Genomic DNA, 13,165 nt, shown 5'->3' with positions numbered 1-13,165 from the left:
GCGATGGCCATCCAGCCCCAGCAGCCGCGCCTGCCGCCGGGACTTGCCGGCGGACCCGGCAGTACGGCACGGGCCGCGCGCGCGCTCGCTTGGTCGCCGTCGTCGCCGCGGCGCCACGATGCGCGCTACAGCCGGCTCGTGTCGCTGCTGCGCTACCTGCTGCCGATCCTGGCGATCGGGCTGCTGGCGCTGGTCGCGATCTGGCCGCAGATCCATCGCGGGGTGGAGGGCTTCCGCCTGCAAAGCCTGAAGCTCGATCCCAACGAGGTATCGACGCTGCGCATGAGCAACGCCCGCTACCAGGGCGTCGACGAGCGCAACCGTCCCTACCTCCTGACGGCGGAGGGCGCGGTGCAGAACCCGCGCGACAAGAACTTCGTGGCGCTCGAGGTGCCGAAGGCGAACATGACGCTCGAGAATGGCACCGGCGTCGCCATCGCCGCCGAATCCGGCGTCTATGACGGGGCCGGCAAGATGCTCGACCTCATGGGCACGGTGCGCGTGCGGCGCGACGACGGCTACGTCTTCGAGACGGAGGTGGCGCGGGTCGACATGAAGACCGGAATGGTCGACGGCAACGACCCCGTGCGCGGCCACGGCCCCGGCGGCACCGTCGAGGCCGAGGGTTTCCGCGTGCTGCAGAAGGGACAGGTTGTGGAATTCAAGGGCAAGTCCCGGCTGTTGATGCCCCAGGGAGCACCAATGAACCAGGGTCCGCAGAAGAGCCCGGTGCCGCAGGGCGGTCCGGGCCCGGCCGCCAGTCCCGGCCAGGGGATCCGGCAGCCATGATCCGCCCCATCCTGGCGCTGGCGGGTCTGATGGCCCTGCTGTCCGCCCCGGCCACCGCCCAGATTGGCGGCATGTTCGGCGCCGACGGCGGCGACAAGCCGGTCGAGATCCTCGCCGACGAGGGCATCGAGTGGCAGCAGAACAGCAAGGCCTACATCGCCCGCGGCAACGCCAAGGCGACGCGCGGCGACACCGCGGTCGCGGCCGACACGCTGACCGCCTATTACCGCGAGAACGCCACCGGCGGGACCGAGGTGTTCCGGGTCGTCGCCGACGGCAAGGTGCGCATCACCTCGGCCCAGGGCGCCGTCCAGGGCGACCGCGGCGTCTATGAGATCGACCGCCAGGTCTTCGTGATGACGGGCAGCGACATCCGCATGACCGCGGGCAACGACGTGGTGACCGCCCGCGACAGCCTGGAATTCTGGGAGCAGCGCCAACTGGCCGTCGCCCGCGGCGCAGCGACCGCCTCGCGCGAGGACAAGAAGATCCGCGCCGACACCCTGACCGCGACGCTGGGCGAAGGCGCCAAGGGCGGTCGCGAGGTCCGGCGGGTCGATGCCTTCGGCAACGTCGTCGTCGCCAGCGCGGCCGAGACCGCCCACGCGGAGACCGGCGTCTACAACCTGGAGCGCGGCATCGCCACCCTGCGCGGCAAGGTGCGCATCACCCGCGGGCAGAACCAACTGAACGGCGAATATGCCGTGGTCGACCTGAACAACGGCGTCAGCCGCATCCTGCCGGCCCCGGCCCAGGATGGCCAGCCGAGCCGCGTCACCGGCCTCTTCGTCCCCAACCGCGAGGGTGCGGGCACGCCGGCCCCGGCCGGGACGCCGGCCGCCGCGCCGGCGCCGGGGGCCCCCGCGGCGGTGGCGGCCCCCATCATTCCCGCCCGCAAGCCGGCCGCCCCCACGGGCGGAGCGAGGCCACGGCAATGAAGACCGCATCCGCCCAGGTCGAGCGGGAGAACCTGCGCCTCGTCGCCGACAATCCGGGGCTGGTGGCGCGCAACCTTGGCAAGCAGTTCAAGAAGCGCCCGGTCCTGCGCGATGTCAGCATCGCGGTGCGCCGCGGCGAGGCCGTCGGCCTGCTGGGTCCCAACGGGGCGGGCAAGACCACCTGCTTCTACATCATCACCGGGCTGATCACGCCCGACGTCGGCACCATCACGCTGGACGGCCAGGACATCACCGACCTGCCGATGTACCGCCGGGCTCGGCTGGGCATCGGCTACCTGCCGCAGGAGGCCTCGATCTTCCGCGGCCTGACCGTCGAGCAGAACATCCGCGCCGTCCTGGAAGTGGCCGAGCCCGTCCGCGACGCCCGCGAGGCGATGCTGGAAGAGCTGCTGGCCGAATTCTCCATCACCCACCTGCGCCGCGCCCCGGCGCTGGCGCTGTCGGGCGGCGAGCGGCGGCGGGTGGAGATCGCCCGCGCGCTGGCGACCCGCCCGCATTTCATCCTGCTCGACGAGCCGCTGGCCGGCATCGACCCGATCGCGCTGGGCGATATCCGCGCGCTCGTCTCGCACCTCAAGGACCGCGGCATCGGCGTGCTGATCACGGACCACAATGTCCGCGAGACGCTGGAGATCGTCGACCGCGCCTACATCCTCCATGAAGGGCGCGTCCTCATGGAAGGTCCACCCTCGGCCATCGTCGCCCACGCCGACGTCCGACGAGTGTACCTCGGAGAGCGGTTCAGCCTCTAGTGGCCCGCTCCATGCTGCTCGCGCCGAGACTGGAGCTGCGCCAGTCGCAGTCCCTGGTGATGACGCCGCAGTTGCAGCAGGCGATCAAGCTGCTGCAGATGTCGAACCTGGAGCTGGCGGCCTTCGTCGACGACGAGTTGGAGCGCAACCCGCTGCTGGAGCGCGAGGACGGCGCGCCCCCCGCCGGCGAGGCGCCCGAGCGGCCGGAACCCGCCGCCGAGGCCGAAGGGCCGTTCGGCGAGGAGTTCGACGAATACTGGCACCCCGAGGAATCGACCAACGGCCCGGCCGACGGCGGCGAGCCCGCGTTTGGCGGTGCCGGCGGCGAGGGCGACGGGCTGCGCTGGAACAAGGTGTCGGGCGGCAGCTTCGAGGACGGCTCGGGCGACCCGCTGGATTCGGTGCAGCGCGCCGAGACCCTGCGCGACCACCTGCTGACGCAGCTGATGATCGAGATCGCCGATGCGGGCGAGCGCCTGATCGGCCTGCATATCGTCGACGGGATCGCGCCCACGGGCTACCTGGAGGCCGATGTCGAGGTGATCGCCGGCCTGCTGGGATGCCCGGCAGAGCAGGTGCTGTCGGTGCTGGCCCGGATGCAGCGCTTCGACCCGCCCGGCGTCTTCGCCCGCTCGCTGGCGGAATGCCTGGCCCTGCAGCTCGAGGATCGCGGCCGCCTGACGCCCGCGATGCGGACCATGCTCGACCATCTCGACCTGCTGGCCCGGCGCGACCGCCAGGCGCTCTGCCGGCTGTGCCAGGTGGATGGCGAGGCGCTGGCCGCGATGATGGCCGAGATCCGCTCGCTCGACCCCAAGCCCGGCCTCGTGTTCGATTCCGAGCCCGCCCAGCCGATCGTCCCCGACATCATGATGCGGCCGCAGAGCGACGGCGGCTGGGCCGTGGAGCTGAACCCGGACACCCTGCCCCAGGTGCTGGTCAACCACCGCTACTTCACGACCGTCAGCCGCGGCACGCGCGACAAGGGCGACCGCGGCTACCTGGCCGAGCGGCTGCAATCGGCCAACTGGCTGGTGCGCTCCATGCACCAGCGGGCGACCACGATCCTGCGCGTGGCAGCCGAGATCGTGCGCCAGCAGCATGGCTTCTTCATGCATGGCGTGGCCCACCTGCGGCCGCTGGTGCTGCGCGACATCGCAGCCGCGGTATCGCTGCACGAGAGCACGATCAGCCGGGTGACCAGCAACAAGTACATCGCCACCCCGCGCGGCATCTTCGAGCTGAAATATTTCTTCACCGCCTCGATCCAGTCGGTCGATGGCGGCGCCGCCCATTCGGCCGAGGCGGTGCGCCACCGCATCCGCACCCTGATCGACGGCGAGGCCGCGGACCGCGTGCTGTCGGACGACCAGATCGTCAGCGAGCTGCAGCGCGGCGGCGTCGACATCGCCCGGCGCACCGTCGCCAAATATCGCGAGGCAATGCGGATTCCCTCGTCGGTCGAGCGCCGGCGCGCCAAGTGGGCGCCGGCCTAGCCGCTTGCCGGGAATGGGGAAATCCGACCGGCCGCGGCCGGCTTGACTGGGACATGGGGTACTCGTAGGTTCCCGACCGCGCCAGGGTGGCTCAACGCACCCGGCTAGCGGCCTTCGGGGACCAGGCGCGGCCGCGGCGACATGTTCATCAATCGACGGAAACGCATTCGATCGGTGCTTGGCGGGCTGATACCCGCACATCCGAAACTTCGCACCTACCGGCCGCCCGGGGGCTTTCCCAAGTAGTGGGGCTTTTCCTGGCAGTCCGGCAGCGTCGTTCCGCGGCACCGCCCCCCGTCCGAGCGGCCCGCGGCGCGAAAGTTGCCCCCGGCAAGGCGGTACCGGCACGGTGCGAACCCTCTCGAGGACATCCATGGATATCGACGATCTGTTGACCCCCGACGCGGTGATCGCCCGGCTGAAGGTGGGCAGCAAGAAGCAGGCGCTGCAGGAACTGGCGAAGAAGGCGGCCCAGATCACCGGACTGGGCGAGCGGGCCATCTTCGATGTCCTGCTGGAGCGCGAACGCCTGGGCACGACGGGCGTGGGCAACGGCATCGCCATCCCCCACGGCAAGCTGCCGGAGCTGGAGCGCATCGTCGGCGTGTTCGCGCGCCTCGACCGGCCGATCGACTTCGACGCGATCGACGAGCATCCCGTCGACCTGCTGTTCCTGCTGCTGGCGCCGGAGAGTGCCGGCGCCGATCACCTGAAGGCGCTGGCGCGCGTGTCGCGGCTGTTCCGCGACCGCGCCACCTGCGAGAAGCTGCGCGGCACCGACCGCGCCGACGCGCTGTTCGCCATCCTCACCAGCCAGACCGTGGCCCCGTCCGCCTGAGCGTCAGGGCCGGGTGGCAGCACCGCCGGCACCCGGATGGCCCGGTGCCGGCGACATCGCCCGCGGTCAGTGGACGCTGAGGGGTTCCATGTCGTGCTGGCGCACGGCGGCGAAGGCGACGTCCATGTCGGGCGCGATGCCCATGCTGGAGCCGTCGGCCGCGTGGATGGCGAAGCGGACCTCGTCGTCCACCATCACCCGCCGCACATAGGCCAGGCTCGGCAGCCCGAGCTGGGCGAAATCCTGAACCGATAGCTGCTTCAGCTTTTCCGTCGCATTCATCTCAAATCTCCTGGAGCCGGCCGTCCCGATCAGGCGATGCCGTCAGGCCCGCCGCGAAACGCCGACGGCGGCCTCTGACCCGTTGTTTCCTGCACCGTTCGTGCCGTCGATGCGGATGGTGCGAACCCGGCTTTCCACCGGCGGTCGCCGCAGGTCGACATGCAGCAGCCCGTTGTCGAGATGGGCGCCGGTGACCTCGATGCCCTCGGCCAGCACGAAGCTGCGCTGGAACTGCCGGGCGGCGATGCCGCGGTGGAGGAAGACGCGCGCGGTGTCGTCCCGCTGCCGCCCGCGCACGACAAGCTGGTTGTCCTCGATCTGGACGGACAGTTCGTCGGTCGTGAAGCCGGCGACGGCCAAGCTGATGCGCAGCCCGTCCTCGCTCATCTGTTCGATATTGTAGGGTGGATAGCCGTCCGTGGACGCCTTCGACACGCGGTCGAGCACCCGCTCGACATGGTCGAAGCCGAGCAGCAACGGGCTGTTGAGCAACGATAGACGCGTCATGTGCCTCCCCCTCGAGATGCGAGCGAGCAGGTGGATGGGCCCTTGCGGCACCCGGGCCGGACCCGCCCCGAAGGCCGCGTCCGTGGGCTATCATTTGGGATGAACGCGGCGCACATCAAGCACGCAGTTGGCCCCTGCCCGGCGCGAGCGGGGCCCGGACGTGCAAAGGGCCCGGCGATCGCTCGCCGGGCCCTTCGGGCGGATGGTGGAGCTGAGGGGAATCGAACCCCTGACCTCGTGAATGCCATTCACGCGCTCTCCCAACTGAGCTACAGCCCCGAACCCCGTCTATCCTGTCGCGTCGCGGCGGGCTTGGGAACCCACCGCTCCGGGGCGCCTCTCATAGGGGGTGCCGCCGACGCCGCGCAAGCGGAAAATCGCGGCGGCGGCGATTATCCCGCCTAGCGCTCGTCGTCCTCGTCGACGTTCTCGATCACTTCGGCCACGTCGTCATCGTCCTCGCCGAGCTCGGAGGTGTCCTCGATCAGTTCCTCCTCCTCGTCGCCCTTCTCGGCGTCGTCGGCCAGGACCTCGTCATCGGGCACCGCGGCATCGGCCACCGCAGCACCACCGGCAATCACGGTCGCGCGGCCACGCCGGCTCTTCAACAGGGCCTCGGGATCGAACTCGGTACCGCACTTCGGGCAGATGATCGAAGGGCGGCGCATGTCGTAGTAGCGCGTGCCGCAGCTATGGCAAATACGCTTCAGGCCCCATTCCGGTTTTGCCAATTCGGTCGCTCCAGAAAATCCGCCGTCGAATGCTGTCCGCCCGGCACAAGTGGCGCCGATTGCCACGGGGGGCGCGCCCTGTCAAAGACTTTAAGCAACTGAGGCACAAGGCGACCGCGGCGCGGACGGGTGTCCGGCGCGGTGTCGCCCGGCGCCGCTATATGGTAATGACCGGGCCGCCCGCAAGGATTTGCCGCGGGCATTCCCTTTCCTGCGACAGGTTGCACCCCCTTGACCGTGCTTCGCTCCGCCGCCGCCGCCGGCCCGCTCGCCGGGGATCTGACCGTCCCCGGGGACAAGTCGATCTCGCACCGCGCCCTGATGCTGGGCAGCCTCGCCATCGGCGAGACCGTCATCGAGGGCCTGCTGGAGGGCGAGGACGTGCTGCGCACCGCCGTCGCCATGCGCCAGTTGGGCGCCGAGGTGGCTCACCGCGCCGACGGCACCTGGCAGGTCCGCGGCGTCGGCGTCGGCGCCCTGGTGGAGCCGGCCCAGGTGCTGGACATGGGCAATGCCGGCACCGGCGCCCGCCTGCTGATGGGCGTCGTGGCCGCCCACCCGATCACCGCCTTCTTCACCGGCGACGCATCGCTGGTGCGGCGGCCGATGGCGCGCGTGATGAACCCGCTGCGGCAGATGGGCGCCCGCTTCATGGCGCGCGCCGGCGACCGCCTGCCGCTCGGCCTCGAGGGGGCGGCCACACCCCTGCCGATCAGCTACCGCCTGCCCGTCGCCTCGGCCCAGGTGAAGTCCGCCATCCTGCTGGCCGGCCTCAACACCGCCGGCCGCACCACCGTGATCGAGCCCGAGCCGACGCGCGACCACACCGAGCTGATGCTGCGCCATTTCGGCGCCACGGTGACGGTGGAGGATGGCGCGGACGGCCGCGTGGTATCGCTGACCGGCCAACCCGAGCTGGTCGGGCGGCCCGTCCTGGTGCCGGGCGACCCTTCGTCGGCCGCCTTCCCGATCGTGGCAGCGCTGCTGGTCGAGGGCTCCGACGTGCTGGTGCGCAATGTCGGGCTGAACCCGCTGCGGACGGGCCTGTTGACCACGCTGCAGGAGATGGGCGCAGCGATCACGGTCGAGAACGGCCGCATCCAGGCGGGCGAGCCGGTGGGCGACCTCCGCGTCCGCGGCACCGGCCCCCTGAAGGGCGTCACCGTGCCGGCCGAGCGCGCGCCCAGCATGATCGACGAGTATCCCGTCCTGGCCTGCCTGGCAGCATTGGCGCGCGGGCGCACCATCATGCACGGGCTGGGCGAGCTGCGGGTCAAGGAAAGCGACCGGCTGACCGCCGTGGCCGAGGGGCTGGCTTCCTGCGGCGTGTCCGTCACGGTCGACGGCGACACGCTGATCGTGGAGGGCGACGGGCTGGCGCCGGCCGGCGGCGGGCATATCGCGACCCGCCTCGACCATCGCATCGCCATGGCCTTCCTGGTCCTGGGCCTGGCGACGCGCGCGCCCGTGACGATCGACGATGACGAGGCGATCGGCACCAGCTTCCCCGGCTTCGTCGGGCTGCTGAACGGCATCGGCGCCCACATCGCCCCCATCGTCGAGGGTGCCGGCGGGCACGGCACCGAAGGGGCGATGACCGCTTGATCATCGCCATCGACGGCCCGGCCGCCGCCGGCAAGGGCACGCTGGCGCGCCGGCTGGCCGCTCATTTCGGCTATCCGCACCTCGATACCGGCGCGCTCTACCGCGCCGTCGCCCGCCGCCTGCTGGAAGCGGGCGGCGACCCGGCCGACGCCGATGCGGCCCTGGCGGCGGCCCGCCTCGTGACGGCGGACGAACTGGACGACCCGCGCCTGCGCGACGAGGCGGTCGGGCGGGCCACCTCGATCGTGTCGGCCCATCCGGCCGTGCGCGCGGCCCTGCTCGACTTCCAGCGGCGCTTCGCCCATGCCGGGCCGGGTGCCGTGCTCGACGGGCGGGACATCGGCACCGTCGTCTGCCCGGATGCCGGCGCCAAGCTGTTCGTGACCGCCAGCCCCGAGGCGCGCGCGGCGCGCCGCGCGAAGGAGTTGCGGGATCGAGGGGTGCCCGCTATAGATGCGCGCGTTCTGCAGGACATCAAGGAACGCGACGCGAGGGATAGCAGCCGCAGTGCGGCCCCGCTGGCCCAGGCCGCCGATGCGTATGTGCTGGACACGACGCAGCTCGACCCCGATGGCGCCCTGGCGGCGGCATTGGCGTACATCGCCACCCGCGAAACCTGATCGCCGGCACGGGTCCCGACCAAGAGTCGGGGCCGGGCCGGTGGCTATCTGCAGGATCGGGTAAACGCCGCCGCACCCGTCGATCGCCGGTGGCACTGGCCGTCCATCCTCTCTCCCGGACGACGTCCATTCATCCAATCGGGGGAGTCTCGAGGAAACACATGGCGGAAGCGGCACGCAAAGAGAGCTTTGCCGATCTCCTGAACGAGAGCCTTGGCCGTAGCGGCGGGCTCGAAGGTACGGTCATCAAGGGGACCGTGATCTCCGTGGACGGCGATTTCGCGCTGGTCGACGTGGGTCTGAAATCCGAAGGTCGGGTGCCCCTGAAGGAGTTTTCGGTCGCGGGCGCCCCGCCCGAGATCAAGCCGGGCGATCTGGTCGAAGTCTTCCTGGAGCGCATGGAAGACAAGAACGGCGAAGCCGTCCTGAGCCGCGAGAAGGCCCGCCGCGAAGAGGCGTGGTCGCAGCTCGAGAAGTCGTTCCAGGACAATGCCCGGGTCAACGGCGTCATCTTCGGCCGGGTCAAGGGCGGCTTCACCGTCGACCTGTCCGGCGCGGTCGCCTTCCTCCCCGGCAGCCAGGTCGACATCCGGCCGATGCGCGACGTGACCCCGCTGATGGGCACGCCGCAGCCCTTCCAGATCCTCAAGATGGACCGCTCGCGCGGGAACATCGTGGTGTCGCGCCGTGCCGTGCTCGAAGAGTCGCGCGCCGAGGCCCGCTCGGAGCTGGTGGCCAGCCTGAAGGAAGGCCAGATCCTGACCGGCGTGGTGAAGAACATCACCGACTACGGCGCGTTCGTGGACCTGGGCGGCGTCGACGGCCTGCTGCATGTCACCGACATCGCCTGGCGCCGCATCAATCACCCGTCCGAGGCCCTGACCATCGGTCAGTCGGTCAAGGTGCAGGTGATCCGCTTCAACCCCGAGACCCAGCGCATCTCGCTCGGCATGAAGCAGCTCGAGGCCGACCCGTGGGAAGGCGTGGAGCTGAAGTATCCGGCCGGCGCCAAGTTCCGCGGTCGCGTCACCAACATCACCGACTACGGCGCCTTCGTGGAGCTGGAGCCGGGGGTCGAGGGCCTGGTCCATGTCTCCGAGATGAGCTGGACCAAGAAGAACGTGCATCCGGGCAAGATCGTCTCCACCAGCCAGGAAGTCGAGGTCATGGTCCTCGACGTCGATCCGCAGAAGCGGCGGATCAGCCTCGGCCTGAAGCAGTGCCTGGAGAACCCGTGGGAGGCGTTTATCGAGAAGTACCCGTCGGGTACCGAACTCGAGGGCGAAGTCCGCAACATCACCGAGTTCGGCCTGTTCGTGGGCCTGCCCGGCGATATCGACGGCATGGTCCATCTCTCCGACCTCGACTGGAGCCGTCCGGGCGAGACCGCGATCCAGGACTTCCGCAAGGGCGACCAGGTCAAGGTCAAGGTGCTCGACGTCGACATCGACAAGGAGCGCATCAGCCTGGGCATCAAGCAGCTCGAGAGCGATCCGTTCGAATCCGCGCTCGGCAAGATGACCAAGGGCCAGGTCGTGACCTGCACCGTCACGGGCGTCCAGGAAGGTGGTCTCGACGTGACCATGGCCGACGGCGTCCCGGGCTTCGTGCGCAAGTCCGAGCTGTCGCGTGATCGCAGCGAGCAGCGGCCCGACCGTTTCGCCATCGGCGAGAAGGTCGACGCCAAGGTGACCAACATCGACCGTGCCACCCGCAAGGTGACCCTGTCGATCAAGGCGCGCGAGCTCGACGAGGAGAAGCGGGCGATGGCCGAGTTTGGCTCGTCCGACTCCGGCGCCAGCCTCGGCGACATCCTGGGAGCGGCCATGAACCGCGCCCGTCAGGATCGCGAGAAGACCGAAGACTGATCGGGTTGCGGGCGGCGGCTTCGGCTGTCGCCCGCTCCCCTTTCCCTGATTTTCCCCTTCAGACTGCCAGATTGACCGGATGCCCGGAAGCAGCCCCGACGCCCTGATCGACCGCCGCCGCCTGAAGCGACGGCTGGGCATATGGCGGGTGGTGGCCGTGCTGGCCGTGCTTGCAGCCGCCCTGCTGGCCGTGGATTCCGAGGGCGACCTGTTCGGCCGCCCCTATGTCGCCCGCGTCTGGGTGACCGGCTTCATTTCCGACGATTCCGCCCGCGACGAGGCCATCCGCAAGCTGGCCGAGGACGACGAAGTCCGCGCGGTCGTGGTGCGCATCGACAGCCCCGGCGGCGCGGTCGGGGGCGGCGAGGGGCTGTACCGGGCGTTGAGCGCGCTGGCCGAGAAGAAGCCGACCGTCGCCGTCATCGATTCGCTGGGCACCTCGGCCGCCTACATGGCGGCACTGGCCGGCGAGCGCATCTTCGTGCGCGATTCCAGCGTCACCGGTTCGATCGGCGTCATCATGCAGTCGGCCGACATCACCGGCCTGCTGGAGCGCATCGGCGTGAAGCCGGAGACGATCAAGAGCGCGCCCCTGAAAGGCACGCCAAGCCCGCTGGAGCCCCTGACCCCGGCCGCGCGCGAAGCCGCCGCCGCCGTCGTCCGCGACCTCTACGACCAGTTCGTCGACCTGGTGGCGCTGCGCCGCAAGTTCGACCGGCCGCGCGCGGTGGAGCTGGCCGACGGCCGCATCTATACCGGCCGCCAGGCCCGCGAGCTGGGCCTGGTCGACGAAAGCGGCGGCGAACCGGCCGCGCGCGCCTGGCTGGAGGCGAGCAAGGACGTGCCGGGCAAGCTGCGCGCGATCGACGTTCGCCCCGGCGAATCCACCTCCTGGACCGGGTCCGCGCTCGGCCTCATTGGAAAAACCCTTTTTGCTGAGAGACTTAGGGTTGACGGTCCAATATCGGTTTGGCACCCTGGCAGCGGTGCCGGCGACTGAGACATCCGCCGGTCAACCGTCCCGCGAGGCGAGTCGGAAGCTCCGAGGAGGTGCTGCGATGACGAAGTCCGAACTGATCCTGCGGCTGGCGGAACTCAACCCCCACCTCTACCAGCGCGATGTCGAGCGCATCGTCACCACCATCTTCGAGGAGGTGACCGAGGCGCTGGCGCGCGGCGACCGGGTGGAACTGCGCGGCTTCGGCGCCTTTTCGGTGAAGGACCGCGACCCGCGCGTCGGCCGCAACCCGCGCACGGGCGAGGCGGTGAAGGTCGAGCGCAAGCGCACGCCCTTCTTCAAGACCGGCAAGCAGCTCCGCGAACGCCTCAACACGGCCGAGTGACGGGATTCCCCTTTGCGCATTCTCTTCTGGCTCCTGACCCTGCCGCTGCTGGCGGCGATCGCCGCCTTCGCCGTGACCAATCGCGGCCTGGTGTCGCTGGAGTTGTGGCCGCTGCCCTTCATCGTCACCGTCCCGGCCTTCCTGGTGATCCTGTCGGCGGTGTCGGTGGGGCTGGCCATCGGGGCGGCGGCGACCTGGGTCTCGGCCGGCATCCAGCGGCGCGAGCTGCGCCGCCGCGGCCGCCGCATCGACGCCCTCGAGCGCGAGGTGCAGACGCTGCGCCGACGGATCGCCGAGGGCGACGGCGGCGCCGGTCCCACCCTGGGTACGGTCGCGCCCAGCCGCGGCCGCACCCTCGTCGCCTCCCAGCAGGACCGGTAACCCCAGCGCCCGGGTGACAGCATGAGCAGCGACGCCTCCGCCCCCGCCTCCGCCGCCCCGCGCATCGTCGACGCCGCGACGGTGCAGCGTACGCTCGATTTCCCGTCGCTGGTACACGCGCTGGACGAGGCCTTCCGCGCTGGGCGCGAGGTGCCGCTGCGCCACCATCACCCGATCGCCCAGCCGGCCGGGCGCGATGCCATGCTGCTGCTGATGCCGGCCTGGAGCCGCGGCGGCGCCGTCGGCATCAAGATCGTCACCGTCTATCCCGACAATGGCCGGCGCGGCCTGCCGGCAGTCATCGGCACCTACCTGCTGCTCGACGGCGCCACCGGGGCGCCGAAGGCCGTGATCGACGGCAGCATGCTGACCGTGCGCCGTACGGCTGCGGCCTCCGCGCTGGCTGCATCGCGTCTGGCCAGGGCCGACGCCGGCCGGCTGGTGATCGTCGGCACGGGCGCGCTCGCCCCGCACCTGGTCCGTGCCCATGCCGCCGTGCGGCCGATCCGCCAGGTCGCGGTCTGGGGCCGCCGCCGCGAGGCGGCCGAGACGCTTGCCCGTACCCTGTCCGAAGAGGGCTTCGCGGCCGAGGCCGTGGGCGATCTCGGCCGGGCCGTGCGGGATGCCGACATCGTCAGTTGCGCCACGCTGGCCAACGAGCCCCTGGTGCGCGGCGAGTGGCTGGCGCCCGGCTGCCACCTGGACCTGGTGGGCGGCTTCACGCCCACCATGCGCGAGGCCGACGACGAGGCGGTGCGCCGGGCGCGCATCTTCGTCGACACCCGCGAGGGCGCGCTGCACGAGGCGGGCGACCTGGTGCAGCCGATCGCGGCCGGGGTCATCGGCGCGGGCGACGTGGTCGGCGACCTGTTCGACCTCGCCCGCGGCACCGTGCCGGGCCGCGAACACGACGACGAGATCACCTACTTCAAGTCGGTCGGCACCGCGCTGGAGGACCTGGCTGCGGCCGAACTCGTCGTGCAGCGGCTCTGAC

At 70.6% G+C, this 13,165-nt stretch carries 15 protein-coding genes and 1 tRNA gene; 12 read left to right on the top strand and 4 right to left on the bottom strand.

Annotated elements, in window-relative coordinates; translation table 11 throughout:
• Window positions 1-3: 3 nt before the first annotated feature.
• The 5 genes from lptC to ptsN all read left to right on the top strand — a co-directional run bounded on the left by lptC (window position 4) and on the right by ptsN (window position 4,834).
• Complete coding sequence (lptC, locus tag STVA_RS00395) at window positions 4-789, top strand: LPS export ABC transporter periplasmic protein LptC (RefSeq protein ID WP_123690064.1); 786 nt, start codon at window positions 4-6, stop codon at window positions 787-789.
• A complete protein-coding gene (locus STVA_RS00390) occupies window positions 786-1,727 on the top strand; it encodes an LptA/OstA family protein (protein WP_123690065.1) in 942 nt (313 codons plus the stop codon). The genes lptC and STVA_RS00390 overlap by 4 nt, the downstream gene beginning before the upstream one ends.
• On the top strand, window positions 1,724-2,500 hold the full coding sequence (gene lptB, locus STVA_RS00385) for an LPS export ABC transporter ATP-binding protein (protein WP_123690066.1): 777 nt from the start codon (window positions 1,724-1,726) through the stop codon (window positions 2,498-2,500). Before STVA_RS00390 ends, lptB begins: the two co-directional genes overlap by 4 nt.
• Window positions 2,501-2,511: 11 nt before the next feature.
• On the top strand, window positions 2,512-3,996 hold the full coding sequence (gene rpoN, locus STVA_RS00380; protein WP_123690067.1) for an RNA polymerase factor sigma-54: 1,485 nt from the start codon (window positions 2,512-2,514) through the stop codon (window positions 3,994-3,996).
• 373 nt (window positions 3,997-4,369) lie between these two features.
• Complete coding sequence (gene ptsN, locus STVA_RS00375) at window positions 4,370-4,834, top strand: PTS IIA-like nitrogen regulatory protein PtsN (RefSeq protein ID WP_123690068.1); 465 nt, start codon at window positions 4,370-4,372, stop codon at window positions 4,832-4,834.
• A gap of 66 nt (window positions 4,835-4,900) precedes the next feature.
• On the opposite strand, the gene STVA_RS00370 is transcribed toward ptsN, so the two are convergent.
• The 4 genes from STVA_RS00370 to STVA_RS00355 all read right to left on the bottom strand — a co-directional run bounded on the left by STVA_RS00370 (window position 4,901) and on the right by STVA_RS00355 (window position 6,354).
• Entirely contained in the window at window positions 4,901-5,116 is a 216-nt protein-coding gene (locus tag STVA_RS00370) for a DUF1150 family protein (protein WP_123690069.1), read from the bottom strand.
• A gap of 42 nt (window positions 5,117-5,158) precedes the next feature.
• A complete protein-coding gene (locus STVA_RS00365) occupies window positions 5,159-5,623 on the bottom strand; it encodes an Hsp20 family protein (RefSeq protein WP_123690070.1) in 465 nt (154 codons plus the stop codon).
• A gap of 203 nt (window positions 5,624-5,826) precedes the next feature.
• A tRNA-Ala gene (locus STVA_RS00360) sits at window positions 5,827-5,902 on the bottom strand.
• A gap of 122 nt (window positions 5,903-6,024) precedes the next feature.
• Window positions 6,025-6,354 carry a TIGR02300 family protein gene (locus tag STVA_RS00355; protein WP_123690071.1) on the bottom strand — a complete coding sequence of 110 codons (330 nt, stop codon included), beginning with the start codon at window positions 6,352-6,354 and terminating at the stop codon, window positions 6,025-6,027.
• 231 nt (window positions 6,355-6,585) lie between these two features.
• Here STVA_RS00355 and aroA point away from each other — a divergent pair, with 231 nt between their 5' ends.
• From aroA to lhpI, 7 genes are all read left to right on the top strand, one after another.
• Window positions 6,586-7,959 (top strand): 3-phosphoshikimate 1-carboxyvinyltransferase, encoded by a 1,374-nt coding sequence (gene aroA / locus STVA_RS00350; protein WP_123690072.1) that lies wholly within the window; start codon window positions 6,586-6,588, stop codon window positions 7,957-7,959.
• The gene (cmk, locus tag STVA_RS00345) at window positions 7,956-8,579 is read left to right on the top strand and encodes a (d)CMP kinase (RefSeq protein WP_123690073.1); all 624 of its coding nucleotides are present in this window, start codon (window positions 7,956-7,958) and stop codon (window positions 8,577-8,579) included. Before aroA ends, cmk begins: the two co-directional genes overlap by 4 nt.
• 161 nt (window positions 8,580-8,740) lie before the next feature.
• Entirely contained in the window at window positions 8,741-10,447 is a 1,707-nt protein-coding gene (rpsA, locus tag STVA_RS00340; RefSeq protein ID WP_123690074.1) for a 30S ribosomal protein S1, read from the top strand.
• A 79-nt stretch (window positions 10,448-10,526) separates the two neighbouring features.
• Window positions 10,527-11,447: a signal peptide peptidase SppA gene (gene sppA, locus STVA_RS00335; protein ID WP_123690075.1), complete on the top strand. Its 921-nt coding sequence runs from the start codon at window positions 10,527-10,529 to the stop codon at window positions 11,445-11,447.
• 58 nt (window positions 11,448-11,505) lie between these two features.
• Window positions 11,506-11,790: an integration host factor subunit beta gene (gene ihfB, locus STVA_RS00330; RefSeq protein WP_123690076.1), complete on the top strand. Its 285-nt coding sequence runs from the start codon at window positions 11,506-11,508 to the stop codon at window positions 11,788-11,790.
• 12 nt (window positions 11,791-11,802) lie between these two features.
• Window positions 11,803-12,171 carry a lipopolysaccharide assembly protein LapA domain-containing protein gene (locus STVA_RS00325; RefSeq protein ID WP_123690077.1) on the top strand — a complete coding sequence of 123 codons (369 nt, stop codon included), beginning with the start codon at window positions 11,803-11,805 and terminating at the stop codon, window positions 12,169-12,171.
• Between the two features lie 21 nt (window positions 12,172-12,192).
• Window positions 12,193-13,164, top strand: coding sequence for a bifunctional Delta(1)-pyrroline-2-carboxylate/Delta(1)-piperideine-2-carboxylate reductase (gene lhpI / locus STVA_RS00320; RefSeq protein ID WP_123690078.1), 972 nt, complete (start codon window positions 12,193-12,195; stop codon window positions 13,162-13,164).
• The last annotated feature ends 1 nt before the right edge of the window (window position 13,165 follow it).

The organism is Stella humosa, from assembly GCF_006738645.1.
In the GTDB taxonomy this organism is placed as follows: Bacteria; Pseudomonadota; Alphaproteobacteria; order ATCC43930; family Allostellaceae; genus Allostella; species Allostella humosa.
This window is presented reverse-complemented; position numbering and strand designations above follow the sequence as displayed.

Excerpts from the sequence above, each read along its gene's own strand:
- lptC (WP_123690064.1), top strand. The coding sequence starts at position 4 with ATGGCCATCCAGCCCCAGCAGCCGCGCCTGCCGCCGGGACTTGCCGGC.
- STVA_RS00390 (WP_123690065.1), top strand. The coding sequence starts at position 786 with ATGATCCGCCCCATCCTGGCGCTGGCGGGTCTGATGGCCCTGCTGTCC.
- lptB (WP_123690066.1), top strand. The coding sequence starts at position 1,724 with ATGAAGACCGCATCCGCCCAGGTCGAGCGGGAGAACCTGCGCCTCGTC.
- rpoN (WP_123690067.1), top strand. The coding sequence starts at position 2,512 with ATGCTGCTCGCGCCGAGACTGGAGCTGCGCCAGTCGCAGTCCCTGGTG.
- ptsN (WP_123690068.1), top strand. The coding sequence starts at position 4,370 with ATGGATATCGACGATCTGTTGACCCCCGACGCGGTGATCGCCCGGCTG.
- STVA_RS00370 (WP_123690069.1), bottom strand. The coding sequence starts at position 5,116 with ATGAATGCGACGGAAAAGCTGAAGCAGCTATCGGTTCAGGATTTCGCC.
- STVA_RS00365 (WP_123690070.1), bottom strand. The coding sequence starts at position 5,623 with ATGACGCGTCTATCGTTGCTCAACAGCCCGTTGCTGCTCGGCTTCGAC.
- rpsA (WP_123690074.1), top strand. The coding sequence starts at position 8,741 with ATGGCGGAAGCGGCACGCAAAGAGAGCTTTGCCGATCTCCTGAACGAG.
- sppA (WP_123690075.1), top strand. The coding sequence starts at position 10,527 with ATGCCCGGAAGCAGCCCCGACGCCCTGATCGACCGCCGCCGCCTGAAG.
- ihfB (WP_123690076.1), top strand. The coding sequence starts at position 11,506 with ATGACGAAGTCCGAACTGATCCTGCGGCTGGCGGAACTCAACCCCCAC.
- lhpI (WP_123690078.1), top strand. The coding sequence starts at position 12,193 with ATGAGCAGCGACGCCTCCGCCCCCGCCTCCGCCGCCCCGCGCATCGTC.